This is a genomic window from Clostridium sp. HBUAS56010 (assembly GCF_007115105.1).
Classification (GTDB): domain Bacteria; phylum Bacillota; class Clostridia; order Lachnospirales; family Lachnospiraceae; genus Lacrimispora.
The window spans coordinates 857,466-882,106 of sequence record NZ_SULJ01000001.1; the positions used below are offsets into that span (position 1 = coordinate 857,466).

At 41.8% G+C, this 24,641-nt stretch carries 26 protein-coding genes and 1 other annotated feature; of the genes, 6 read left to right on the forward strand and 20 right to left on the reverse strand.

All coding sequences use genetic code 11. The annotated features are described in order from the left end of the window. The first annotated feature begins 76 nt into the window (after positions 1-76). Entirely contained in the window at positions 77-436 is a 360-nt protein-coding gene (locus FAY33_RS04130; RefSeq protein ID WP_143319472.1) for a helix-turn-helix domain-containing protein, read from the forward strand. An 85-nt stretch (positions 437-521) separates the two neighbouring features. Here the strand turns inward: FAY33_RS04130 and FAY33_RS04135 are convergent, their stop codons facing one another. After that, positions 522-1,256, reverse strand: coding sequence for a hypothetical protein (locus FAY33_RS04135; protein ID WP_185967474.1), 735 nt, complete (start codon positions 1,254-1,256; stop codon positions 522-524). A 216-nt stretch (positions 1,257-1,472) separates the two neighbouring features. On the opposite strand from FAY33_RS04135, the gene FAY33_RS04140 reads away from it, so the two are divergent. Then, on the forward strand, positions 1,473-2,825 hold the full coding sequence (locus FAY33_RS04140) for an APC family permease (RefSeq protein WP_143319474.1): 1,353 nt from the start codon (positions 1,473-1,475) through the stop codon (positions 2,823-2,825). Between the two features lie 64 nt (positions 2,826-2,889). Here the strand turns inward: FAY33_RS04140 and FAY33_RS04145 are convergent, their stop codons facing one another. The 5 genes from FAY33_RS04145 to FAY33_RS04165 form a co-directional block, all read right to left on the reverse strand. Continuing rightward, positions 2,890-4,293, reverse strand: a complete 1,404-nt coding sequence (locus FAY33_RS04145; protein ID WP_143319475.1) for an FAD-linked oxidase C-terminal domain-containing protein — start codon at positions 4,291-4,293, stop codon at positions 2,890-2,892. Positions 4,294-4,358: 65 nt separating this feature from the next. Beyond that, a complete protein-coding gene (locus FAY33_RS04150; RefSeq protein ID WP_143319476.1) occupies positions 4,359-5,555 on the reverse strand; it encodes an electron transfer flavoprotein subunit alpha/FixB family protein in 1,197 nt (398 codons plus the stop codon). Between the two features lie 13 nt (positions 5,556-5,568). After that, positions 5,569-6,357, reverse strand: a complete 789-nt coding sequence (locus FAY33_RS04155; RefSeq protein ID WP_143319477.1) for an electron transfer flavoprotein subunit beta/FixA family protein — start codon at positions 6,355-6,357, stop codon at positions 5,569-5,571. 247 nt (positions 6,358-6,604) lie between these two features. Further along, positions 6,605-7,321, reverse strand: coding sequence for a FadR/GntR family transcriptional regulator (locus FAY33_RS04160; protein WP_143319478.1), 717 nt, complete (start codon positions 7,319-7,321; stop codon positions 6,605-6,607). Between the two features lie 16 nt (positions 7,322-7,337). Next, entirely contained in the window at positions 7,338-7,556 is a 219-nt protein-coding gene (locus tag FAY33_RS04165; RefSeq protein WP_143319479.1) for a DUF6485 family protein, read from the reverse strand. A 219-nt stretch (positions 7,557-7,775) separates the two neighbouring features. Between FAY33_RS04165 and FAY33_RS04170 the strand changes: the two genes are divergently transcribed. Beyond that, complete coding sequence (locus tag FAY33_RS04170) at positions 7,776-8,276, forward strand: hypothetical protein (protein WP_143319480.1); 501 nt, start codon at positions 7,776-7,778, stop codon at positions 8,274-8,276. A 133-nt stretch (positions 8,277-8,409) separates the two neighbouring features. Here the strand turns inward: FAY33_RS04170 and FAY33_RS04175 are convergent, their stop codons facing one another. From FAY33_RS04175 to FAY33_RS04195, 5 genes are all read right to left on the reverse strand, one after another. After that, on the reverse strand, positions 8,410-8,979 hold the full coding sequence (locus tag FAY33_RS04175; protein ID WP_143319481.1) for a UbiX family flavin prenyltransferase: 570 nt from the start codon (positions 8,977-8,979) through the stop codon (positions 8,410-8,412). A gap of 95 nt (positions 8,980-9,074) precedes the next feature. Next, positions 9,075-9,587, reverse strand: a complete 513-nt coding sequence (locus FAY33_RS04180) for a DUF2318 domain-containing protein (RefSeq protein ID WP_143319482.1) — start codon at positions 9,585-9,587, stop codon at positions 9,075-9,077. Between the two features lie 159 nt (positions 9,588-9,746). Further along, the gene (locus FAY33_RS04185) at positions 9,747-11,609 is read right to left on the reverse strand and encodes a sulfite exporter TauE/SafE family protein (RefSeq protein WP_143319483.1); all 1,863 of its coding nucleotides are present in this window, start codon (positions 11,607-11,609) and stop codon (positions 9,747-9,749) included. Between the two features lie 114 nt (positions 11,610-11,723). Continuing rightward, positions 11,724-12,272: a shikimate kinase gene (locus tag FAY33_RS04190; RefSeq protein ID WP_143319484.1), complete on the reverse strand. Its 549-nt coding sequence runs from the start codon at positions 12,270-12,272 to the stop codon at positions 11,724-11,726. Positions 12,273-12,289: 17 nt separating this feature from the next. Then, the gene (locus FAY33_RS04195; protein WP_143319485.1) at positions 12,290-12,637 is read right to left on the reverse strand and encodes a helix-turn-helix domain-containing protein; all 348 of its coding nucleotides are present in this window, start codon (positions 12,635-12,637) and stop codon (positions 12,290-12,292) included. Positions 12,638-12,755: 118 nt separating this feature from the next. Here FAY33_RS04195 and FAY33_RS04200 point away from each other — a divergent pair, with 118 nt between their 5' ends. After that, positions 12,756-13,151, forward strand: coding sequence for a pyridoxamine 5'-phosphate oxidase family protein (locus FAY33_RS04200; protein WP_143319486.1), 396 nt, complete (start codon positions 12,756-12,758; stop codon positions 13,149-13,151). Positions 13,152-13,216: 65 nt separating this feature from the next. Here FAY33_RS04200 and FAY33_RS04205 read toward each other — a convergent pair whose 3' ends face one another. From FAY33_RS04205 to aroE, 5 genes are all read right to left on the reverse strand, one after another. After that, complete coding sequence (locus FAY33_RS04205; protein ID WP_143319487.1) at positions 13,217-14,431, reverse strand: DUF438 domain-containing protein; 1,215 nt, start codon at positions 14,429-14,431, stop codon at positions 13,217-13,219. A 65-nt stretch (positions 14,432-14,496) separates the two neighbouring features. Continuing rightward, the gene (locus tag FAY33_RS04210; protein ID WP_143319488.1) at positions 14,497-14,685 is read right to left on the reverse strand and encodes a ferredoxin; all 189 of its coding nucleotides are present in this window, start codon (positions 14,683-14,685) and stop codon (positions 14,497-14,499) included. A gap of 318 nt (positions 14,686-15,003) precedes the next feature. Beyond that, complete coding sequence (locus tag FAY33_RS04215; RefSeq protein WP_143319489.1) at positions 15,004-16,104, reverse strand: glycerol dehydrogenase; 1,101 nt, start codon at positions 16,102-16,104, stop codon at positions 15,004-15,006. A 105-nt stretch (positions 16,105-16,209) separates the two neighbouring features. Further along, the gene (locus tag FAY33_RS04220; RefSeq protein ID WP_143319490.1) at positions 16,210-17,628 is read right to left on the reverse strand and encodes a 6-phospho-beta-glucosidase; all 1,419 of its coding nucleotides are present in this window, start codon (positions 17,626-17,628) and stop codon (positions 16,210-16,212) included. An 18-nt stretch (positions 17,629-17,646) separates the two neighbouring features. Then, positions 17,647-18,516 (reverse strand): shikimate dehydrogenase, encoded by an 870-nt coding sequence (gene aroE / locus FAY33_RS04225; protein WP_143319491.1) that lies wholly within the window; start codon positions 18,514-18,516, stop codon positions 17,647-17,649. A 145-nt stretch (positions 18,517-18,661) separates the two neighbouring features. Here aroE and FAY33_RS04230 point away from each other — a divergent pair, with 145 nt between their 5' ends. Then, positions 18,662-19,627, forward strand: coding sequence for an aromatic acid exporter family protein (locus FAY33_RS04230; RefSeq protein ID WP_143319492.1), 966 nt, complete (start codon positions 18,662-18,664; stop codon positions 19,625-19,627). A gap of 16 nt (positions 19,628-19,643) precedes the next feature. Here FAY33_RS04230 and FAY33_RS04235 read toward each other — a convergent pair whose 3' ends face one another. Further along, the gene (locus FAY33_RS04235) at positions 19,644-20,213 is read right to left on the reverse strand and encodes an N-acetylmuramoyl-L-alanine amidase (RefSeq protein ID WP_143319493.1); all 570 of its coding nucleotides are present in this window, start codon (positions 20,211-20,213) and stop codon (positions 19,644-19,646) included. 160 nt (positions 20,214-20,373) lie between these two features. On the opposite strand from FAY33_RS04235, the gene FAY33_RS19255 reads away from it, so the two are divergent. Next, positions 20,374-20,547, forward strand: coding sequence for a hypothetical protein (locus FAY33_RS19255; RefSeq protein ID WP_185967475.1), 174 nt, complete (start codon positions 20,374-20,376; stop codon positions 20,545-20,547). Here the strand turns inward: FAY33_RS19255 and FAY33_RS04240 are convergent. The 3 genes from FAY33_RS04240 to msrB all read right to left on the reverse strand — a co-directional run bounded on the left by FAY33_RS04240 (position 20,532) and on the right by msrB (position 24,525). After that, positions 20,532-21,749, reverse strand: coding sequence for an aminotransferase class I/II-fold pyridoxal phosphate-dependent enzyme (locus FAY33_RS04240; RefSeq protein WP_143319494.1), 1,218 nt, complete (start codon positions 21,747-21,749; stop codon positions 20,532-20,534). The genes FAY33_RS19255 and FAY33_RS04240 overlap by 16 nt on opposite strands. Before the next feature lie 62 nt (positions 21,750-21,811). Next, positions 21,812-22,066: a binding site (T-box leader), on the reverse strand. A gap of 72 nt (positions 22,067-22,138) precedes the next feature. Next, a complete protein-coding gene (locus FAY33_RS04245; RefSeq protein WP_143319495.1) occupies positions 22,139-23,515 on the reverse strand; it encodes a hypothetical protein in 1,377 nt (458 codons plus the stop codon). 59 nt (positions 23,516-23,574) lie between these two features. Continuing rightward, on the reverse strand, positions 23,575-24,525 hold the full coding sequence (gene msrB / locus FAY33_RS04250) for a peptide-methionine (R)-S-oxide reductase MsrB (protein ID WP_143319496.1): 951 nt from the start codon (positions 24,523-24,525) through the stop codon (positions 23,575-23,577). Positions 24,526-24,641: the final 116 nt, after the last annotated feature.

A 24,641-nucleotide genomic window follows, 5' to 3' on the forward strand; every position in this document is an offset into this window, starting at 1 on the left:
CAGTTATTGTGATATTTGCAAGTATGCACTTTATTGTAATATAGTACCCAAAAAGATACTAAAGGAGGTTCTATCTATGGATTGTAATTGTACTACTTATCATTGCCCAGTTGACACCACTTTAACAATGATCGGCGGAAAATATAAGGCACTCATTCTGTGGCATCTGATTGACAAGACCTTACGTTTTGGTGAACTGCGCAAACTCATTCCTCAGGCAACCCCTAAGATGCTGACCCAGCAGCTTAGAGAGCTGGAAGAGGATCATCTGATTAACCGGACGGTATATCCTGTGGTTCCTCCTAAAGTGGAATATTCTCTCTCTGAATTAGGAACCAGCATTCGCCCTATTCTTGGGTCCATCTATACCTGGGGAACCGAATATCTGGAAAAGAACGGCATGGCAGCAAGCTGTTCCATGAAATTCCCCATATAATGGTGCATCCGTATAAAAAAAGTGTGCTTTCTTTCCCGGAAAACACACTTTTTTGCTGCTATGATATAATTTAAGAAGGAATTTCTTACTCTTCCATCCCTTCCACCAGTTCTTTTGCCTCTCCAAGAGAAAGATCCGTATGATTGCGCACCAGTTTTATTGCTTTGATCAGTTCCTGATTTCTCTTTAACGTCAGCACAGATGCTCTGACCTCCTCAGGAAGGATGTGCCGCTGTTCAAGTGCTTGTGCTCTTCTCCTTTTTTCCGCCTCTATCTTTTCCGTCATCTCAAAGGATAACTCTTCTTTTTTTACTGGCAGCGTGACCTGCCGGCCGGACAATAATTTTACAACAGGCTGAAATAAAACAGATACCGCCGAATAAAATATGAGATACTGGAAAAAACGGTACAGGTATAAAAATACCGTATGAAGCTCCATAATCTTTCCGTCACTTTTTATAATTCTCAGTTGATCCGTAATGCTGTATTCCCCAGGAGCATAATTATAAACACTGGTATTAATCTGCATCTGTCCGACAGAGGATACAAGCCACTCCAAAGGCTTATTAAAAAATGGATTGCCTGCAGAATCCATAAAGGTTCCTATAATTGTAACAACCGCAATGGGAATCATAATATAGTTGTTCCAGGTAAACCGCCCCCGGAAAACCACAATGGCAAAAATGACAAAAAGCACAATACTCTTAACATAAGGCTCATATAAAAAGGCTTTTATCAGAATCGGAAACACAAATCCGGCTAAAAGAATGATTCCTGCAAGAATAAATAACACAAATAAGATAGTCAGATTTTTCTTCAATGTTTCTTTCCTCCTTTCCCAGAGTCTCTTTCTATTATAACGCATATTGGAAAAGATTGTCACCCCCTGCTTTTTATGTTTCATAAAAAATATTTTTACAAAAAGGTAAAATATAGCTGAATCATGTAAGATTCTGTGATAAAATGAGAGGAGTTTTGCAAATACTGATAGAATCATAAGAAAGAAATTCTATTGAAGAAAAAGGACGTTTTAACGATGGAACCAAAATTAGAAAAAAAATATGGACTTTTTACAGCCATTGCAATGGTTGTAGGCATTGTAATCGGAAGCGGTGTGTTTTTTAAAGCGGAAAAGATTTTGACCGCCACGGGTGGGAATCTGAAACAGGGAATTCTTGCATGGGTGATCGGAGGAATTATTATGATCTCCTGCGCTTATACATTTTCCGTGATGGCTACAAAATACCAGTATGTAAACGGAGTTGTGGATTATGCGGAATCCACCATGGGCAGTACCTATGCTTATTATGTAGGCTGGTTTATGGCAATTATTTATTATCCCACCATTACCTCAGTACTAGCATGGGTTTCTGCCCGTTACACCAGCGTTGTCTTCGGTTTTTCCATTACCGGAGGAGAATGTATGACCATTGCCTGCCTGTATCTGGTGGCAAGTTTTGCGCTGAATGCGTTATCGCCTGTATTTGCAGGTAAATTTCAGGTGAGTACCACCATTATTAAACTGATCCCTCTTTTTTTGATGGCAGTTGTAGGAACCATTACCGGAATCCGCAACGGGATGACTGTTTATAATTTTACCCATTATGTATCCCAAAGCACCTCCCGCGGGCTTTTCACTGCCATTGTTGCGGCATGTTTTGCCTACGAAGGCTGGATTATTGCCACCAGCATCAATGCGGAACTGAAAAATGCAAAAAAGAATCTTCCGCTGGCTTTGATTGCAGGTACTTTTATTACCATGTCCGTATATATTCTTTATTATATCGGGCTGGCAGGAACGATTAAAAATGAAGTCATGATGGCAGGCGGCGAGACTGGAGCAAAACTTGCATTTGAAACAATATTTTCTTCTGCCGGAGGTTCCCTGCTGTTTATCTTTGTCATTATTTCCTGTCTTGGCACTTTAAACGGGCTGATGTTAGGATGTACCAGAGGAATCTATTCCCTTGCAGCAAGAGGACTCGGTCCCAAACCCCAGATTTTCAGCCAGGTTGACCCAGTTACCAATATGCCTGTGAACTCTGCGGTCTTAGGAGTCCTTTTATGCGGCATCTGGCTGGTGTATTTTTACGGGGCAAACCTGACCGCCAACTGGTTTGGATTCTTTAGTTTTGACTCTTCGGAGCTGCCGATTGTTACAATCTATGCCCTTTATATTCCGATTTTTCTTATGTTCATGGTAAAGGGGAAAGAACTTGGCTTCTTTAACAGATTCCTGATGCCCTCCCTCTCTCTTTTGGGCTGTGTTTTTATGATGATTGCCGCATGGTTTGCACATGGAACTGCAGTAATTGCATATCTGATTGTGTTTTTTGTCATTATGATATTAGGCGGTCTGCTTTTAAAAAGATCAAAAAAGGTTATATAAATATAAAAACAGGAATCTCAAAAGCTTGTTAGAGCCTTTGAGATTCCTGTTTTATTTATACGGATTATACCTGACAAACCTTATGAGGATTCAAGATATTTTTCGGATCAAATGCTTTTTTGATTCCTTTCATAATTTCTACCGTAGCAGGGTCCAATGCCTTCATCAAATAAGATTTCTTGGCATAGCCGATTCCATGTTCTCCGGATACCTGGCCACTTAGTTCCCTTGCTTTGCCATAAATCTTATCCATGGCTGCTTTCATCTTTTCTTCCCACTCTTTTTCACTTAAATCATCTTTCAGAATATAGGCATGTAAATTGCCATCTCCTGCATGACCAAAGCTTTTAATTCTCACATCAACTTCTTTATATAGGCTGTGAATATACTCTACCATTTCATTGACAGAACTCCTTGGGACGACAACATCCACTTCATCCATATAAGAAGTAGAGCCTTTGATTGCCTCTAAAAATGCTCCGCGGGCTTTCCAGATGGACTCTTCCCTTTCATTGGTATCAGAAATCAGAATATCAACAGCCCCCTGTTCCAGGCAGATACGGGCTACACTTTCATAATCTTTTTCAATCTCTTCTGAGGAATTCCCATCGAATTTCAAAAGAAGATATGCGTCTGCGCTGCTGTCAGGGAATTTTTTACCCAGATACTGCTCTGCATCTATAATAACTTCTCTCTGCATAAATTCAATGGCTGTTGGAATGGCTCTGGATTTAATAATGAGAGGAACTGTTCCGATGGCTTTCTCCAGAGTTTTAAACGGCACCAGAAGGCTGATGGCTTTCTTTGGCAGAGGAAGGACTTTTAAGATTGCCTTTGTAATAATCCCAAGGGTTCCTTCGGAGCCGACCATTAAGTCTTTCATGGCATATCCAGTACTGTTTTTTACTACCTTTCCGCCAAACTCCACCACTTTTCCATCAGGAAGGACCACTTCCAGACCTCTGACATAATCTCTGGTAACACCATATTTTACGGCACGCATTCCACCTGCATTGGTGCTGATATTTCCTCCTATCGTAGCAGACTTTTCTCCCGGATCAGGAGGATAGAACAGCCCCCGTTCTTCTACATAGGCAGAAAGTTCCATGAGAAGCACTCCTGGCTCCACCGTTATGGTTAAGTTATCCTCATCCAGTTCAAGAACATGATTCATGAGACTGGTATCCAGCAAAATACCATGCTCTATGGCGACGGAAGAACCTACCAGACCGGTTCCTGCTCCTCTTGGAGTTACTGGTATTGCCTTTTCAAACGCATATTTCATAATAGAAGAGACTTCATCCGTAGATGTGACTTTTATCACCACATCCGGATAACTGACCGTATCCCCTAATTCATCATGGCTGTATTCTTCGTTGATCTCCGATCCGCATAAGATCCGTTCCTTATCTTTTATCACACTCTGTATGTAATTCATATCCTCTGCATCCAGCTTCTTATATTCCATATTCACTCACTCCTGTCTGTGTGGTTTGACCTGCTAATAAATTCCTTCAGCTTTACTCATTTTCCTTATGCGCTTACTGTTTTTCCCTGTTTGATCTGATTAATCAGGCCGGGAATAATCTCATATAAGTCTCCCACAAGGCAGTAGTTAGCAGTTTTAAATATGGGAGCTGTCTCATCTTTGTTAATGGCAATGATGTGATCTGAATGATTCATGCCGGCAGTAAACTGAACTGTACCGGATACGCCGCAGGCAATCATAAGCTTTGGTCTTACGGTCCGCCCGCTCAGTCCTACCTGACACTTGGCGTCCATCCAGCCGGCTTCCACAACGGGTCTGGTGCAGGCAATCTGACCTCCCAACAGGTCAGCCAGCTCTTTTAACAGACTTAAATCCTCCTGCTTTTTCACGCCTCTTCCTGCTACCACAAGAACTTCTGCGCCTTCAATAAACTGCTCTTTTTCCTTTGGAATAATATCACGTACGGTTACCTGGCTTTCCAGCTTTTCCCTGCCTAGTTTACAGGATATCACCTCTCCATGTGTGGTCTTTAAACGCTCAGGTGCATCCATAACTTTATAGCGGACGGTTGCCATCTGAGGTCTGTGATTGGGAGTGAGAATCTGTGCCATGATATTTCCACCAAATGCAGGTCTGATCTGCACCAGATCCGTATTCTCATTCATATCAAGGATGGTGCAGTCAGCCGTCAGACCCGTCTTTAACCTGGCCGCAAGTCTTGGTGCAAGCTGTCTGCCTACAGGAGTTGCGCCCATTAAGATGGCAGAAGGTTTCTGGTTCTTAACGAAATCTTCAAAGGCATTGGTGTAAGGCTCCATCTTAAAACGATCCAGTTCTTTTTCATCATAGGCAAATACTTTATCCACATCGTAATGAAGAAGTTCTTCACACTGTGCCTGTATGTTATGACCTATCATCACAGCATAAACCGGGTGATGAACCTTTCCAGCCAGTTGTTTTGCCTTTCCAATCAGTTCAAATGTAACGGGGTGAATCACTCCGTCAATATGATCCACATAGACCGCAATTCCCTTCCACTGGGACTTATCTATGGATTCCACCGCTTCTTCTATGTATTCCACTGCTCCTTTGGGACCTTTTTTTACACAAAGCTTACACATCTTGCAGGCTGCGTTGATCTGGAGACGGTTATTTTCTTCCTCCAGTGCTCCAAACGGGCAGATACTGATCAGCTTTTTGATGTCTCCTACCTTATCCTGATTAATGACTAATTTCCCCATGTTTTTTCCCTCCTCAGGCGAATTTCAGTTCTTTTAGTTTGTGAAATAACCGGTCTGTCAGTTCTTTTCCATCTCCACTCCATGTCTCCTGTTCTAAGTTGACCTGGGGCGGGAAAATTCTTTCTACCTGGGTGGGAGAACCATTTAAACCGTAATGCTTTTCTTCCTGATCTTCCATATCAGAAAGAGTAATCACCTGAATGTCACGGTCTTTTGTCTCCTGCTTTTTCACATAAGAGGGGAGTCTTGGAACAAAAATATCTTTATCCACGGACAGTACACAGGGATACTTAATCTCTGCCACTTCAAGATCATGAGTCATATCCATCTCCACAACAAGGGAATGAGGATTCATCTCCACAATCTTTGACACATTAGAAAGGCTTGGAAGCTGAAGCCATTCTGCAACCTCTGGTCCCACCTGCGCAGTATCACCATCAGTTGTCTGCTTTCCGCAAAGGATCAGGTCAAAGTTCCCGGATTTTTTAATTCCCTGAGATATGGTATAGCTGGTTGCAAGAACATCTGCCCCGCCAAATTTACGGTCTGAGATTAAAACACCTCTGTCTGCACCCATGGCATATGCCTCTTTGATTACTCCTGCTGCCTGACCAGGACCCATGGTTAATGCAGTGATGGTACCTCCGCATTTTTCCCTGATTCGCAGTGCCGCTTCAAGAGCAAATAAATCGTATGGATTCATCTTGGATTCCACACCATTTCTTTTTAATACTCCTGTTACCGGGTCCACTTCTACTTTATTGCTGTCCGGCACCTGCTTTAAGCATACTAAAATATTCATGTCACGACTCCCTTTCTTCCTTTACTCAGGATAACGGTATGAACATCATACCTGTCATTGATGAAACTTTACATGTAATTGGTAGTACCACTTTGAGGAAAAGAATGGCTGCGAAATTCTTTTTCACAGCTCTTTTCCTACCGCAGCTAATTGGTACTACCACTTTTCTATGTCATTATACTTCTTTGTATCACATCTGTCAATAAATGTCATTTTTTTAACATACCATTTGTATACTATTGCCAAATCACTGGATCTGATGTATGTTTCTTCCCTCTCCTCTCAGTTTTTCATCAATAATATCAAAATGTTTATTGACGGCTTCATAAGCCAGACGCTTATCTTTGGTAATGAGGCTCTTTATCATCTCATTATGTGCCTCCATCATTCCTCTTTTGCTGTCTTCCTGACTTAATATTTCCCGTCTTAAATCCACAATAAATTTATCCAGAACCTCGGAAAGTGCCTGTAGTATGCTGACAATCAACGTATTTTTTGATGCCAGGGCAATGGTATAGTGAAGTTTTTTATCCAGAATCACATTATTGGCTTCTGTATCCGTTTCTAATTGGCATATAATCTGGTTTAAAATGCCGATCTCCTCTTCTCCAATATTTTCAATTGCCAGAACCAGCGCCTCCATCTCCAAGGCTCTTCGCAGCTGGCTGATCTGATTATAATCAATCTGATTGAGCAAAAACAGCATGGACAGGGATTCCACCAGGCTGTTTTCCAGTCTTCCTGTGAGAAAATTGCCAGCTCCGTGCTGGCTTTCAATAATTCCCATATTATCTAAGGTACGGATGGCTTCCCTTACGGAGTTCCTGCTGATTCCCAGGATCTCCGACAATTCCCGTTCAGCCGGAAGTTTTCCGCCTATTGATAATTCCCCATTACGGATCTGCATTTTGATATAGTTTATAACCTTCATATAGGATTTTTCCTGATTCCCAAGTTCTTCCATGATTTTCCCCTTTTCTTTAAGAGCTTTTTGTATCCAGATAAAACTTAACAAATCCATCTATGGTAAAATCCTTAACATGAGATGTATCATCAGCAATCAGATGAAAAAAACAGCCTGGAATCTCTCCTTTGTTTAAGTTTTTCCGTATACATGGGTCACAGCCTGAATCGTGATTGCATGGATTTAATTTACAGGTGGTCTGGGTGCAGGTACAAAAATGCTTTTCATTGGTCATGTCTTTTTCCTCCGGACTGCTTTGCAGTTATTTGATAAATAATTCTTTAACGGATATTATAACAGGCTTATGAAATGATGTAAATCAACTTGTAAAGGGACATTTAATCCTTATATAAAGTGTATGGAAAACCATAGCCGCATATGGTATGATAAGAATCTAGCGAAATCAAAAAATCGTCCCCCATACCCCCTTATAACTTTGAAGGAGATCAATCATATGGAAAATAAACTAAGCAGCTACATTTCTGTTTATAAAGAGCATTTAGAAACCGGATACATCCAGACCGCTTATGAGGCACTGCTTAAATACGTCATGTCTTTAAAGGCTCATTTTGAAAAAGTACTTTCCTCTCAGTATTCTTTTGGAAATGTGTCTCCTGGATATATGGATTTTACCTATTTTCCTTTTTTTAATGACTATTTACGCAGTAAAAAACTGCGGTTTGGTATTGTGCTGAATCATAGAGAAATGCGGTTTGAACTTTGGCTCATGGGGCAGAATGCAGAAACCCAAAAGAAATATTGGGAATTACTAAAAAACAGCCAATGGAACAGGAATCGAACCACTATGCCAAAATATTCAGTACTTGAAGCCGTATTGATTGAGTTTCCTGATTTTGATGATTTAAAAGATTTAACTGTAAAAATCGAGCAGGCATCATCTTCTGTTTCAAATAAAATTTTAGAATATATCAAAACGATGGAACCTCTTGCATAGCAAAGCGTTTGTTGGACTTACCGTCAACTTACATCCCAAAAGAACGGGCGAAGCCTCTACTGATCTCCGCCCGTTCTACATTTATTCTTCTATACCAGCCAGTTTTTTCCAAAAAAGTGCAGATATCCATCACCTATTGCCATCTCTGAAATTCTGGCAGATCAATGCCCATCTGATCCAGTATCTTACCGGCAATATGAACATTAATGTCCTCGATGGACTGAGGGTTGTTGTAATAAGAGATCACAGGAGGCAGTATTACCACATTGGAAAGTGTGGACAAATACTCCATATTCCTTAAGTGAATGGGACTAAAGGGGGTCTCGCGCGCTACCAGAATCAGCTTGCGCCTCTCCTTAATGGTCACATCGGCTGCCCGCAGAAGGAGGTTGTCGGAATAACCGCTGTGGATTCCCGCCACGGTTTTCATGCTGCAGGGGACTACAATCATTCCCTCGGTCCGAAAGGTTCCGCTTGCTATGCTGGCTCCAATGTTGTGAATGTCATAACAGACGTGAGCCAGTTTCTTAAATTCTTCTACATCCAGGCCGGTTTCCTGCTGTATGGTTAATTCTCCGCCTTTGCTTATTACCAGATGAATCTCATATTCCGGAAGCTGGCGGAGCTGCTTTAAACAGGTTTGAGCTAAAGGTGCTCCGCTGGCTCCGCTTACAGCCACTATAATTCTCTTTTTTTCCATCATTTGTTATAAACTCCATATATTTATCGAATTTCTATCTTTCATACTACTACAAATAGAGGAGTATTTCTATAAAGGAGTCTAAAAATATACAAAAATTAATATGTGGTCTTCCAGTTAGCAAATATCTGCTCCGATTCTTTTAAGAAATCAGAAGGGATGGTAATGGATTCATCGGTTGCTGTTTTGTCCTTATCAAAGATCGGCCATGGATTACAGCCACCGGATTCCACTTCTACCAGATCCATGGAGAAACGATTGCCGCAGTTTTGACATACCAGAAGATCTCCCTGCTGTTTATAGTATCCTCTGCCTGATGAATAACAGATCTGGCAGGTATTAAATGCCGTCCGGATGGTTCCGTCGGGAGCCTTTACTGCAAGCACTTCCATATCCTTTCCGTCTACATTTACGGGATAAAAATTTGCTGTCTCACTGATTTCACTAACCGGAATAACAAGGTCACCTGCTTCATTCAGATTTTTGCTGGTCTGATTGTCTGTTTTAGACTCTGTCTTCTTGGAACAGGCAGTCAGTGCTGCTGATATTCCAATGATAACAACAGCGGATAACAGAATTCTGTACGCTTTTTTCTTTAATTGCTGATTCATCTAAAATCCTCCTGAATATAACTTTATTTTTCGTTCTTTGATTTATCCCGCATAAAAAACATGGCTGCTCCAATGAAGACTGCCGGGAGAATGCAATGCCAGTGGCTTAACAACAATTCCATTATCAAACTCCTTTCCTGTCCGTTTCAAGAAGACTCTTTACTGACAGCAGGAACCGCCTGCTCCCTGGAAGGTATCTTCCGGCCAGATCTGTGTCTTAAAATTCTTTACTTCTTCTTTTACTGCATTTAAATCCATGCTTTCCAGATTATCCACAACTTTAATATAACCGTAGAATGAATTGTCTCCTGTAGAAAAATCAAAACTATCTGCTGGTGTAAAGTAAAGAGGATTCTCTCCTTTTTCAAGAGGAAGCTGGGTTGCAAAATCAGGCACAAGAAGTGTGGTTCCATAACTGTCTTCCGAAGTCTGATCCACAATGGTCCATTGTACATCCATTCCGGATTCTACCGCTGCCACTGCAGGCTGAAACCCTTTATCCGTCAGTGTCATGGTTATCTTCTGAATAGGACTGCCATATTCATCCGTGGATTTTTCTGCAACGGCAATGTCATCCGTAGGAATCTCATAGCCGGCAGGAACCGGTTTATCCGTCGGATCTTTTAATAAGCCATCAGAACCAGAATCTCCTAAATCCCCTTCTATTGGTTCATCAGTAATGGAAATGGTTCCCCGGATCATCCCCATCCAACAGGTATAGGATACTTTTCCGGTCTTTTCCGGTGTAAATTCGATGATATTTTCTCCCGTCTGAAAGGTATGTTCCATTCCAAAATCCCGTATGATCATCCGGTTATTGCAGCCGTTTATGCTGCCCTTTGGTGCATCAATAATCCATTTTACCGGAATTCCCGCCTGTACTTTAATGTTGGGATATCTGCCGGGAGTCAGGGTGCTTTTCACCACCTGAACCCCATCCTCCATCTTCCTCTCTGTGCCGGCTCCCTGTCCTGCATTCCCACTTTCCTCATTGGAAACCAGATCAGGAACAGAAACACCCGAAAGGCTGAGGCCTTGTGAAACCATTGACATTCCAAGTACCACAACCAAAACTGCTCCTGCCGTCATGATTTTTCCTGCAAACTTCTTCCCAAGAACGGTTGAAATAGCACCAAGTCCAAACATAAGCGGAACGGTTCCCAGACTGAATATAAACATGGATAGTGCACCTGAAAATGGATTTCCGGTTGACAGAGCATAGATCTGCATTGCCTGGAGAGGGCCACACGGCATGAAACCATTTAACAATCCTACAATCAAGGGGCTGTTGCTTTTTGATTTCTGTTTTTGAATCCCTCTGGCAAAAATGGCAGGCATCCTTGGATTAAATCTGCGAAGCCATGGAAATATTCCAAGCATATTAACGCCCATAATGACCATGAAAAAACCCGCTGCCAGTTTTAAAATGCCCTGGAGAGTCGTGGAGAAGGTGATGGCGGAACCAAGGGCACCTACCAGAAAGCCTACGGCTGTGTAAGAAATCACCCTGCCAAGATTATAGAGAAAAGTGGGCCGAAGGGAAGAAAAACGTCCTCCTTCGCCAGGTTCACTTCCAGGTTTAATACACTGAGACAGGTTAATTCCGCCGCACATTGCCACACAGTGAACCGACGTAACAAGACCGATTACAAAAAGCATTCCATAGCTCATATTTTCGTCTGCCAACTGTTTTGGAGACAAAAGATTCAATAATCCTGTCTGCTGGAGAATGATATAAAGCGCCGCAATGATCAGAAGGATGCCGGTGATCCGGCTGCCATCCAATCCCTGCTTTTCCTGATCCGTAAGAACTTTGTAATCTAAATGTTCTATGATTCCTGTAATCGCCTGGTACGAAATAATATCCGTATCGTAAGTAATGCTGGCTGTTCCTTTGTTATAGCTTACTTCTGCGTTTACTATGCCAGCCGTATTCCGCAGTTTTTTTTCAATTTTATTCTGGCAGCTAATACAGGTCATGCCGCCGATACGCAATACCCTGGTTTTCACCGTAGATCCCATCACGCATCCTCCTTTTTCATTTCTGATAAAAAGAATAGCAGGAGAATTTGTAGAAGTTGTGTAGATGAGATTTTTTTTCAGTGCAAAAAAAGAAGGACCATTCTCGTCCTTCTCTTATGCTTTCTTATTCTGTTGTTTCAGTGCCCCGATCAGTTCTTCCCCGATCTGCTCCACCGATTTACCATCCGTCTCTATAATCAGATCAGCAGCCTTTCGGTAAATATCTGACCGCTTCTTCATCAGCTCTCTGATGAATTCCACATTCATATTGCCGTTTAAAATGGGACGTTCATCACTGTCCTTAACCCGTTCCAGCACTGTCTCCGGTGATGCAGTTAATAAAACAATACGGCTGGTCTTTTTTAAATTCTTCACATTCTCTTCCTTGACCACAGCCCCGCCGCCGCAGGAGATAATGATCTGTCTGCGGGATTGGAGATCCACAATAGCTTTGCTTTCGCAACTGCGGAAATATGCTTCCCCGTGCTTTTCAAAAATATCCTTAATCGCCATTCCCTGCTGCTCAACAATGAGAGCATCTATATCCACTTCCTCCATAGAAAGCCTGTCCCTTAAAAAGTGGGATATTGTGCTTTTGCCTGCTCCCATAAAACCGATTAAAGCAATATTAAAGTCAAAAAGATTCTCATATCCTTGTCTCATCTGATCTCTCCGTTATCTTATGCCATCTTATTCTTGTTTTTCACAAAATCAATGTACTCATTCCCCCACTCGCCCAGAGCCTCTAAGACCGTTTCAAACTTCATTCCGATCTCACTAAGGGAATATTCTACTTTTGGAGGAATCTGAGAGTATTGGTGACGGATGATCAGACCTTCCTCTTCCAGAGTCTTTAACTGTCTTGATAAGGTGGTGTGGGTAATGTCTTCCGGCATCTTGCGCTGTAACTCATTAAAACGGACAGGTCCTTCCTGCAGTAAATACAATAAATATATGGACCATTTGCCTGCTAATACTTTTTGAGAAGTTACATAAGGGCAGAGACCGAACAATACTTTTTTCTCCATATAAGTATCCTCCTTGATACTAGGTATCATTAAATATCGTAGTTTACAAAAATATTCTATGATATATAATAATCTCGTGAGCACATTATAACACATAATATGGAGAGGAGCAATCATAATGAAAGAAGTTCTTGATTATCTAAAGGCATGCGGTACCTTTTACCTTGCAACAACAGAGGGAGACCAGCCTCGTGTACGTCCTTTCGGCGCTGTATGCGAATTTGAGGGAAATATTTACATTACAACGAATCATACAAAAGCAGTTTCTGCACAGATGAAGAAAAACCCAAAAATCGAGATTTCCGGCATGAACAAGGGCACCTGGATCCGTCTGGAGGCAGAGGCATATGCAGACGAACGCAGGGAAGCAAAAGAAGCCATGATGGAAGACAACCGTGCAGCACTCAGCAAGATGTACTCTGTTGATGACGGAATATTTGAAGTATTATATCTAAAGAATGCCACAGCAACGATCTACTCTTTTGCTGGTGATCCAAAAGTTATCAAATTCTAATTCTTTCACTGGCAGAATAAGATACGTTCTGCCAGTAAAAATGGCTGAGATAACCGATATTATACTTATAACAGCCGTTTTTCCCCTGTTATTTCCTGAATAGGTTTGATATCCTGGGTCACTTCTAAGACTCCAAGATACTCTCCATCCTCACCTCTTACTGCATAATAGCGGATTAAAATATATTTATCTTTCATCTGAATCCAGAAGTCTTCCTGATCTTTTACTCCATTTTTAAAATCTTCCACAATCTTTTCTACAATATGAACACTGGCAGGCGGATGACAGTTGGAAACATTTCTGCCCAGAATAGTTCTGGTTCTTGGAAATGCCCGTTCCTTTCCCTCAGAGAAATATTTTACTTCATCATCTTTATTCACAAATGTCAGATCAAAAGGAAGAGCATTGAGAGCGGCAGCCAGTTCTTTGTCACGCCATGTTCCGGACGGAAGAGTTATGGTTCCTTCCTGATTTTTTTGTTCTTCTGGCTTTGATCCTTTCTGTTCTTCTTTTGGTTCCGGGTTCCAAACCGGAATGTGGTCGATCATAAATCCAATCTCTCCGCTTCCATCGGCAATCTCTTTCCATTCTTCTTCTGTAAGCTGCTCTGTCAGCATGGGAATCATGATATTTTCTTCTTTAAAAATCATTTCCAGAACTTTTTCAAGCACTGCTTCTGTTTTTTCAAGTAAACTCTCATTGCTTTCTGTTTTTTCTTCCATCAGGGCGGTGACTTCTTTTACCTGATTTCTGATTTCATCATCCACACCCCACATCACTTTCGGAGGTGCTGTCATACCGTACCTTTCCATAAAGGGAAACAGGAGGTTCTCTTTTTTCTGATAATGAATGGATAAATCCTTTAACTTTCTCATTCCCTCAACAAGCTTTTTCAGTTCTTCTTTTTCATCAAATTTGGTAAGGGACAAAAAGGGTCTGATCTCTTCTTCTATTATATGAGTAATCTTTTTATTTTCCCGTACCAGAACATTAACCGGGTGACCGGGAATCAGGGACAGGTCTTTTTGCTGGTGAATCTCCTCAATGGAACCTTTAAAAACTGCGGCATGAACATCACAAAGTTTTTGCACCTCTTCCACTGGAAGTCCGTCTGCAATCAGGGCTGATTCAGCGGCAGAAATCTCAGACGCGGAAACACCTTGAAATGCTTTTTCAAATTGTCCCTTTACTTCGTCTACGGTCTTTCCTTCATGGAGTTTTCTGATAATCTCCTGAATGGTCTTTTGTCTCATCTCACGGTTGTTAATTAGCTCGCTCATTATTCCTCCTAAAAACGCCTCTCTCTGGTATCAGGTTCATTCAGAAAGAGGCGCTGGTGTCATATTTATTCCACGGTTATTACCGCAACAGGACAGCCGTCCTGTGCTTCTACTGCTGTCTGCTCAGCCAAAGCAGGCACTTCATCCACATAAACTTCTGCTGGTCCGTCATCTCCCATACGAAATACCTCCGGACAAGTGGAAGCACATAATCCACATTCAATACAACCATCTCTATCAACTACTGCCTTCATATCATTAACTCCTTTCTTATTCCGGGACAAAATAAAGTTCTGTTCCCATGACCCAATATCCATACTTATTGTTGGTAAGTTTCTGACAATTTATCCATACTTTTTTACAGAGTAAAGAGAAATATCACTCCAACAACTTGCTGACACTTAAAGAATAACACCGTATAATCAGTAAGTCCGTTGTTATGACAACAAATTTCCCGAATATTTCCAGATAAGATCCGTTTTTTTCCTTTCGTTTTCTGATAGAAATAAAACAGCCATTCTTTCGCATTGCATCAATCTGCAATACGAAAGAATGGCTGTTCTCCGGTCTGATTATTTGTGTGACTGATTTAAGATTTCCTGTCCGTAAACATCGGCTGCTATAAGAGCGTTATATAACTGCTCCGGTGTCACATCTCCGATCATATTATGGATGCTCTCTCCCTCTGCGCAGGCATGTTTCGCCGCAATGTGAACCCGCTCCTTATCTGTAACACCAAGTTCTTTTAAGGTTACAGGAAGACCTACGCTGACACAGAATTCCAACACTTTATGAAGTTCTTCCTTTGGTGCATTCTCAAGAACGAGCTGTGCAATGGTTCCAAAGGCTACCACACAACCGTGCATGGTACTTTCGCACTCTTCCAGGGAAGTGAATCCATTGTATACAGAATGGGAAACAGCAAGTCCGCCGTTATCAGCACCTACACCGCTTAAATATGTGTTGGCTTCAATAATGGCCTCCAGTGCAGGTGTAACGATCTTATTCTCACAGGCTTTTAAAGCCTTGTAACCATCTTCTAATAAAGTCTCATAACACAGTTTGCACAGTGCCATGGCTGACTTTGTAATTCCGCCGTTCTCCAGACTTGGTGCTTTTGCTTTCTCGCATGCTCTTGCTTCGAAATAAGTACCAAGAGCATCTCCCATTCCTGCTACCAGGAATTTGACCGGAGCATTAGCAATCACATCGGAATCCACAATGACTGCGTCTGGATTCTTAGGATAAAAAATGTAGTTTGAAAAACTTCCGTCATCATGGTAAATAACCGATAATCCCGTGCATGGTGCATCGGTGGCAACCACGGTCGGAATAACTAAAACAGGCAGATTCTCATAATAAGCGGTTGCCTTTGCCGTATCAATGGCAGAACCTCCGCCAATTGCTGCAACACAGTCAATATGATGCTCTTTTACCAGCGCCCGCATCTTTTCCACTTCACTGACAGAACTGATTCCCCCGAAAATCTCAAAACGAATGGAAGTATCGGATCCTTCAAAACTCTTCTCAATCTTTTCATGACAGTTTTTATAACCGCTGTTGCTGCAGATAAACAGAAATGATTTTCCCATATTTCTGGTTTCTTCATAAACCTGCAGAAGTGCTCCCTGACCCTGAACATATTTAAGCGGTGATCTCATTAGTTTAAGCATGATATATTCCTCTCCATTTGATAAAAATATTCTTATTCTTCCTAAAATATACTCTTTTTGCGGAAAAATGTCAATATTTTAACAAAGTACTAAATTAAGTACAACTTAAACCGTTCCATTTGATTTGATCACGCCTTTATACCAGTCAAAAGATTTCTTTCTGCTCCGTTTTAAACTGCCATGTCCTGCATCGTCTTTATCCACATAGATAAAACCATACCGCTTACTCATCTCTCCGGTAGAAGCACTGACTAAATCAATACAGCCCCATGGAGTATAGCCCAGCAGATCAACACCGTCCTGTTCCACCGCATCTGTCATGGCTTTTATATGTTCTTTTAAATACTCAATACGGTCATCATCATCAATGCTTCCATCTTCGTTGACCTGGTCCACGGCACCAAGTCCGTTCTCCACGATAAAGAGAGGTTTTTCATATCGGTCATAAATGGAATTTAACGTAATACGAAGCCCGAGAGGATCAATTGCCCAGCCCCACTGGGATTCCTTTAAATATGGATTTTTCACCCCTGCCATGGCATTTCCGGCAGTTGACTTCTGAATCAGCTTCTGATCCGTACTGATGCAGCGGGAGGAATAATAACTGAATGTAATATAATCCACGGTATGCTCTTTTAAAATCTGCTCATCTTCCGGTTCTGTTTCAAGAACAATTCCTTCTCTTTCAAACATCTTTTTCGCATATGCCGGGTATTCTCCTCTTGCCTGAACATCAATAAAGAAGTAATTCTCCCGGTCTTTCTTTAACGCTTCCCATACATCTTGCGGGTTGCAGCTATAAGGATAGTAATTCCCTGCTGCAAGCATACAGCCCACTTTAAAATCTGGATTGATCTGATGAGCCAGCCTGGTTGCCATAGCAGAAGCGACCAATTCATTGTGAGCCGCCTGATATTTCACCTGCTCCCGGTTCTCCCCTTCCTTAAAACGGATTCCTGCACCCATAAAAGGCAGATGAAGCAGCATATTGATTTCATTAAAGGTAATCCAGTATTTCACAGTGTCTTTAAAACGGCGGAATATGGCATCGCAGTATCTGACATAGAGATCAATCATCTTACGGCTTTTCCAGGAACCATATTTGTCCACAAGAGCCAGGGGCACATCAAAATGGCAGATGGTAACAACCGGCTCTATGTTATATTTCAACAGCTCATTTATGAAATCTTCATAGAATTGCAGCCCTTCTTCATTCGGCTCCTTCTCCTCTCCTGTTGGAAATATTCTGGACCAGGAAAAGGAAAACCGGTAACAGCGAAATCCCATTTCCGCAAAAAGTGCAATGTCCTCTTTGTAATGATGATACAGGTCAATGGCTTCTCTCGATGGATAATAAGAATCCTCCGGCAGATCTTTATAGTCCATGTCTCCAAGCATAACCGGATAGCGATTCTCGCCCCAGGGAATTACATCCACAGTTCCCAGTCCTCTTTTTCCTTCGTTAAATCCACCTTCACACTGGTTGGCAGCCGTAGCTCCACCCCATAAAAAATCACTTCTCATCGCATTCCCCTCTTTCTATCAGCGAAAAAACAGTTCCTTTACCTCCTGCACCGGCATCTCCTGTCCGGTATAAAGCCTAAATGCAGCAGCTCCCTGCCACAACAGCATTCCCTCTCCGTTAATGCAGGTGCAGCCTGCCTCCCTGGCTTCCCGCAACATGCGGGTTTCCTTGGGATCATAGACAATGTCGACCACCACAAGCCCCGGGCGGAACATGGATACATCCTTTACCACACTTTCCCCATCCATAGGCTTCATTCCAACGATGGTGGCATTGGTAAAAACATCACTGGTTTCCATCTCTTTTTTCATAGTCTCCATATCTGTAATATCAAAGACATTGACCACGCATTCCGGTTTTTCCTTTTTGATCTTTTCCGCTGTCATAACTGTCCGTTCAAAAAACTCATCCTTAATATTGAAAATGGAGATCTCTCTTGCCCCTTCCAAAGCGCACTGTACCTGAATGGCTGTTGCAGCACCGCCGCCGCCGCAGACAATGATCTTCTTTCCCCTTATTTCCACACCATAGTCCCTTAAATTATCCACAAACCCCTCTCCGTCAGTCATATGGCCAATCAGCTTCCCATCTTCGCTTACAATGGTATTGACTGCACCAACAATACGGGCGGCCTGGGATAATTCATCCATGTACTTTACTGCTTCATTCTTGCAGGGCATGGTTACGTTGCAGCCCTTCATACGGAAGGTCTTCATTGCCTCAATTGCCTGTTTTACTTCATCCACTTTAATATCAAAAGCAAGATACGCATAATCAAGTCCTAATTTATTAAAACTGTAATTATACATGGCTGGTGAACCAGAATGTCCTACCGGTGATCCAATCAGCCCTAAAAGGCCTGTCTTTCCTGTAATTCTTCTTTCCATCGCGATCTCCTCTTTCCTTTGATGTTTCATCACCGCTAACATACACTTCTTTTGACGGCTTGTCAACAATTTCTCCGGCAAAAACCCTTTGCTGAAAAAAGCATTTATGTTATGATAATAGAAAACGGGAAGAAAGGCAAGTTCCATGCGATATGAAACCATTATTAAAAGTTTTAAGATAGCCCTGGCTGCTGTACTTGCCATTACCATAGCCGGGGAACTGGGTTTAAAATACTCTGCTACTGCCGGAATTATAACGGTTTTAAGTATACAAAATACAAAGCGTGAAACCTTAAAAAGTGCCTGCAACCGGACCCTTGCATTCCTGGGCGCTCTTTTTTTATCTGCTGTAATATTTTATTTTCTCGGATTTACTTTATCCGGGTTCGCCCTGTATCTGTTTTTATTTGCTCTGATGTGCCTCTATGCAGGCTGGGGGGAAGCCATTGCCATGGATTCCGTTCTCATCACCCATTTTCTTACAGAGAAGTCCATGGCACTTCCTCTGGTTGGGAATGAGATCGCCTTGTTTTTTATCGGCACTTCCATTGGAGTTTTAGTGAATATGAATCTCAGGAAAAAAGAGGGAGAATTTCAGAGACTTTCTGCAGAGGTGGATCAAAGGGTAAAGAACACCCTGAAATATATGTCCGATCTTTTGCTTCATAAGGAAGAAAAAAGCAGATTTGATACCAGACACATTCACCTGCTTCAGGAAAGCTTAAAAAAAGCGAAAGAATGTGCATTTAACAATTACAACAATGCCCTGTGGAAAAAGGACACTTATGAAATTGACTATATTGAAATGCGCCAGCAGCAAAGCGTAGTTCTTCAGGAAATATACGAAAACATCAAAAGCATTACCCTGCTTCCAAAGCAGGCCGAACAGGTGGCAGAGCTGCTGGAGAATATTCAAAGAGATTATCACCGAACGAATACGGTGGAAGGGTTACTAAAGGATCTAAACACTCTGCTTTCCCAGTTAAAGGGTCAGAAACTGCCTTTAAACCGGGAAGAATTTGAGGCAAGAGCCTTGCTATTTTATATTTTAAAACAGTTAGAGCGTCTTCTCATGCTCAAACGGTCTTTTGTGCTCTCTCACCGGGAATAGGACTTATTAAAACTGCCTAAGCGAATCCAAAATACCTCATAAATCCCAGATAGATTCCATATGCAAATCCATACTGGTCTTCTCTTAACTTCTGGGCATCGGAATAGTTTGTTAGATAGCCCAGTTCAATCAGATTGGAGGGCATGTTGGTATTTCTTAACACATAAAGAGACTGGTTCTCCCTGATTCCGTTATTTCTAGTTCCCACCATCTGGGTAATACCGGTCATGATCTGTTCTGCCAGCCACTGGGACTGAGTGTAATACTGGTAAATATAAATCTCTGTGCCATTAATCGCCGGGTTTGGATTGGAATTACAGTGAATACTGATAAAATAATCTGCCGGCCATTCATTGGCTAATGCTACTCTCCTGGCTAAACTGGTGGTATTATTTACCCCCAATACTGTGTCTGGTTCCGGCCTTGATACACGGGCTTCGAATCTGGGATCAGCGTTTAAAAGATTGCGCAGATAGATTCCTACCTGGTAATTAATCTCCGATTCATAAAGCCCGTTGGCTTCTGCTCCGCTGTTAAAGTATCCGCTTGGATTATGTCCCTGATCAATAAATATTTTAATAGCCATGTAAGTATTTCCTTTCCTGCTTCACTCTATTAAATATATTCATATTATCAGTAAAAGGCTACACTTTTGGGAGATTTTCCCTAATTTACTTTCCTTTCGGTCTGTGTTATTCTATATCAAGCCTGAATTCAATGACGGAAAGGAGATACGATGTTAGCAAATGGTACCAATGAATGCAATTGTAAAAAAACAAACTGCCCCAGGCATGGGAAGTGCCAGGAATGTATGGAACACCACAGCCACAGCACCCGATACCCGAAACCGTACTGCATGCAGAATCACCGAAAAACTTCCAAGTCTTGAGATTCAGAGATTTTATTATTTCTGTATGTAGTAAGTGAGAAAATCAGAAAGCTTTTCACAAGCGGTCTTTAACTGGTTCAGTTCCGGCAGATATACCACCCGGAAGTGGTCTGGCCTTTCCCAGTGGAAACCGCCTCCATGCGTCAGAAGAATCTTTTTATCTTTTAAGAAGTCAAGGACAAATTTTTCATCATCCTCTATGTGGAATTTCTTCGTATCAATCTTTGGAAACATATAAAAGGCTGCTTTGGGCTTTACTACGGATATTCCTGGTATCTCATTGAGGGCTTTGTAAATATATTCTCTCTGCTCGTAGATTCTTCCTCCCGGCACCAGAAGTGACTTTGTCTCTTCTTCCATGCCAAGAGCCATGCTGATGACAGACTGAGCGGGAACATTGGAACAGAGTCTCATGGAGGACAGCAGGTTAATGCCTTCTACATATCCCTTCGCAAAGGATTTATCTCCGCAAAGGCTCATCCAGCCGCAGCGGTATCCTGCGATCAAATGGGATTTTGATAAGCCGTTAAATGTAATGGTGAGTAAATCCGGTGCTAAAGAAGCGATGGATACATGGTCGTGATCATCTAATACCAGACGGTCATAGATCTCATCAGCAAAGATGATCAGTCCGTTTTTCCTGCACAGGGAAACGATCTCTTCTAAAATCTCTCTGGGGTATAAAGCACCGGTAGGATTATTGGGGTTAATAATAACGATGCCTTTTGTTTTGTCTGTAATCTTTTTCTTTATGTCCTGAATATCAGGATACCATTCTGCCTGTTCATCACAGTAATAATGAACGGCTGTTCCTCCTGCAAGAGTCACCGATGCGGTCCACAACGGATAATCCGGAGATGGAACCAGAATCTCGTCTCCATGATCTAACAATCCCTGCATGGATAACGTAATCAGCTCACTGACTCCATTTCCCGTATATACATCATCGGTTGTAACCTGCTCAATTCCCTTTTTTCTGTTATACTCCACAATAGCTTTTCTTGCGGATAAAAGCCCTTTGGAATCGGAATATCCTTCTGTATTTATCAGATTTTCATTCATCTGTTTTAACAATTCTTCCGGCGCACGGAATCCAAAAGGAGCTGGATTGCCGATATTTAACTTTAATATATCAATTCCCTGGTCAATCATGCGGTTTGCTTCATCCATAACTGGCCCTCTGATGTCGTAACAAACGTGGTCAAGTTTTGCTGATTTTTCAAATTTTTTCATTATTTTATCCTTCTTTCTTAAATAATTCCGTGAAAATACAAAAAAGCCCTAAGCGTCGAAACGCTTAGGGCGAATATACAATCCGTGTTACCACCTAAATTCAGAGAAATCTCTGCACTCTCTACAGTACTATCATACTGCGCCCCTATAACGTGGGGAATCCGTTGAAGCCTACTGGATTATCTTTTAAAATCAAAAGATTCTTCGTTCGGTTCAAAGCTCCGAGACTGCTTCGATATCCTGGAATAAAGATTTGCACCAACCATCTTTTCTCTGAAATTCCGCGTATATGTACTATTTCTCTTCATTGCCTTTTCACTATTTCCGCAATCATAGCACAGGCTTTATGAAATGTCAATAACCATTCTTGTCCAATCAGCTTTAATCCCTTAAAAGGCTTCTGACGTGCGGTATACTCTCCATATCACTCCTGTACCAGGATAAAATACTGCCGGATCTCCAGATATATTATATCCCATATCCACGATGTACATGGCACCATCCGGTCCAAAAGAAATGTTCACAGGCCGTTCAAATCCGCCTCCTCTGGATATGGATGAAGGAAATCCATTTTTGTTAATTGCAAAGGTGCTGATGGTTCTGGATTTCATATCAATCCTTGAAACTCTGTGTCCTGCCCCTGCGTAAGGTATTTCCTCTCCCAGGGTTCCCCGAATCGTGCTTCCGAATTCTGCAATATACACATCTCCATAAGGTCCAAAAGACTGGTTATAATTAAACTCAAATCCGGCCAGTGTGGAATTAGGAGGAAATCTCACATAAGGTCTGGGGGGGACATTGGGCTGGTTTTTAAATATTAACGTAGGCTCTAATCCCCCAGCCGGAGTAAACCGGGGAGAATTTACCGCCTCCCCGCCAGAATAATCGGGCCAGCCATACCACAGATCCGGTGTAACGAGATAGAAATCCTCTCCTGCGTTCTCAATCGGTCTGCTTCCTACCGGGTTGAATCCATTATTGATGGAAAAGAGCTGACCGCTGATGTCAAACTTCATAAAAGCAGGGTCACGAAATCCCCATGCGACCTGTTCCAGATTGGATCCATCTAAATTGGAACGCAGAATGCTTCCTGATGCTTTTATATATCGTTTTCTGGTTTCATATTCAATATTGGGTATTCCATAGGGAGAAAATGCACCAGTAAAAGCGGCATCAACAACCACTGGATCCGTAAGAATATTATCTGTCACGAAATTCTGCCCATAAAGCATGACATAGTCCCCTGTATAATCACATAGTAAAGGAGATGCTGTCACCCACTTATTGTCATTGCCTACCACACCGCTGTTGGTTACTGTCCCCTGTCCGAAATACATCTTATGATCCGGGGAAAATGCAACTGCACTGTTGACATGATCCCCATTGCTTGGAAGCCCCATAACCACATTCTGTCTTGTACCATCTTTATAAATTCTGGTAACATATCCCCTGTGAGATACATAGAGAACACCGTTTAAATAATTAATTCCTGATATGGGAGCAATAAAATCTTCAGCGATTATCTGCATTTCTCCTTCTGAAAATTTTAGAATACAGGGATTCCCGGTTGCCATACCGGAATCAGCGATATAAATATTTCCCTTTTCATCAAAAATTATGCTGATTGGTGAATTAAGATTATTCAAAAAAACTTCAATTCCATAACCTCTTATAATATAGATATCAGACGGATTGACGAACCGTTCCATCTGGACTTCGCTGTCATTGCAGGAATGAATCTGTTCTCCATTACTTCTTTGAGTCATTCACTTCACCTGGAAATATTTTACTATATTATATTCTGATGTCTATAAATTATACAAACTTATAATAAGGAAAGATAAGCTCCGTACCCTTCCTCCTCCATTTTTTCTTTGGGTATAAATCTTAATGCGGCACTGTTAATACAGTAACGGAGACCGCCCAGTTCTTCCGGACCGTCTTCAAACACATGACCCAGATGAGCATCTCCATGGCTGCTTCTCACTTCTGTCCTCTGCCTTGCCAGAGTATTATCAACTGCTTCTTTTAAAAGATTCTTTTCAATGGGCTTCGAAAAACTGGGCCAGCCGCATCCGGAATCAAATTTATCCGCAGATTGAAACAATGGCTCCCCTGTAGTAATATCAACATAGATTCCTTCTCTGAATTCGTCGTAATATTCATTCTGGAACGGTGGTTCTGTTGCGCTGTTCTGGGTCACTTCAAACTGCTTTTGTGTCAGCTTTTCTTTTAACTCTTCCGGAGATTTTTTGACATATTTAAGGCTTTTATCCACAGCCTTTTCTGCCTTTTTAAATTTATCTGCTCCAATATGACAATATCCCCCGGGGTTCTTATCCAGATATTTCTGGTGATACTCTTCTGCCCTGCTGTAATTGTCCAAAGGAAGCCTTTCTATGGCAATCTTCTTTTCATGCTGCTTTTGCAGCTCTGAAATAGACGCCTCAATGACCTGCACATCCTGCTTGTCCGTATAATAAATTCCTGTCCTGTACTGGGAACCTGTATCTCCTCCCTGACGGTTGATGCTTACGGGATTAATTACGTCATAATACAGTTCCAATATATAAGGAAGACCAATGATGGTATCTTCGTATTCTACCCTGACGGTTTCTGCATGTCCTGTGTTATTATGACACACTTCTTCATAGGTTGGATGTTCTGTATTGCCATTGGCATAGCCCACTTCTGTATTGACAATGCCGGGTATATTCTGTAAATACTTTTCCGTTCCCCAAAAGCAGCCGCCTGCCAGATATATCTCTTTTTTCATAAAGTCACCTCACAAAATCTGCCGGTGCTGTTACACCAGTCTGTTATAGGGCAATCATATCAGATACATAAATGAAAAACAAGCACCGCCTGCCTGTTTATTTCCGAATACTTGTG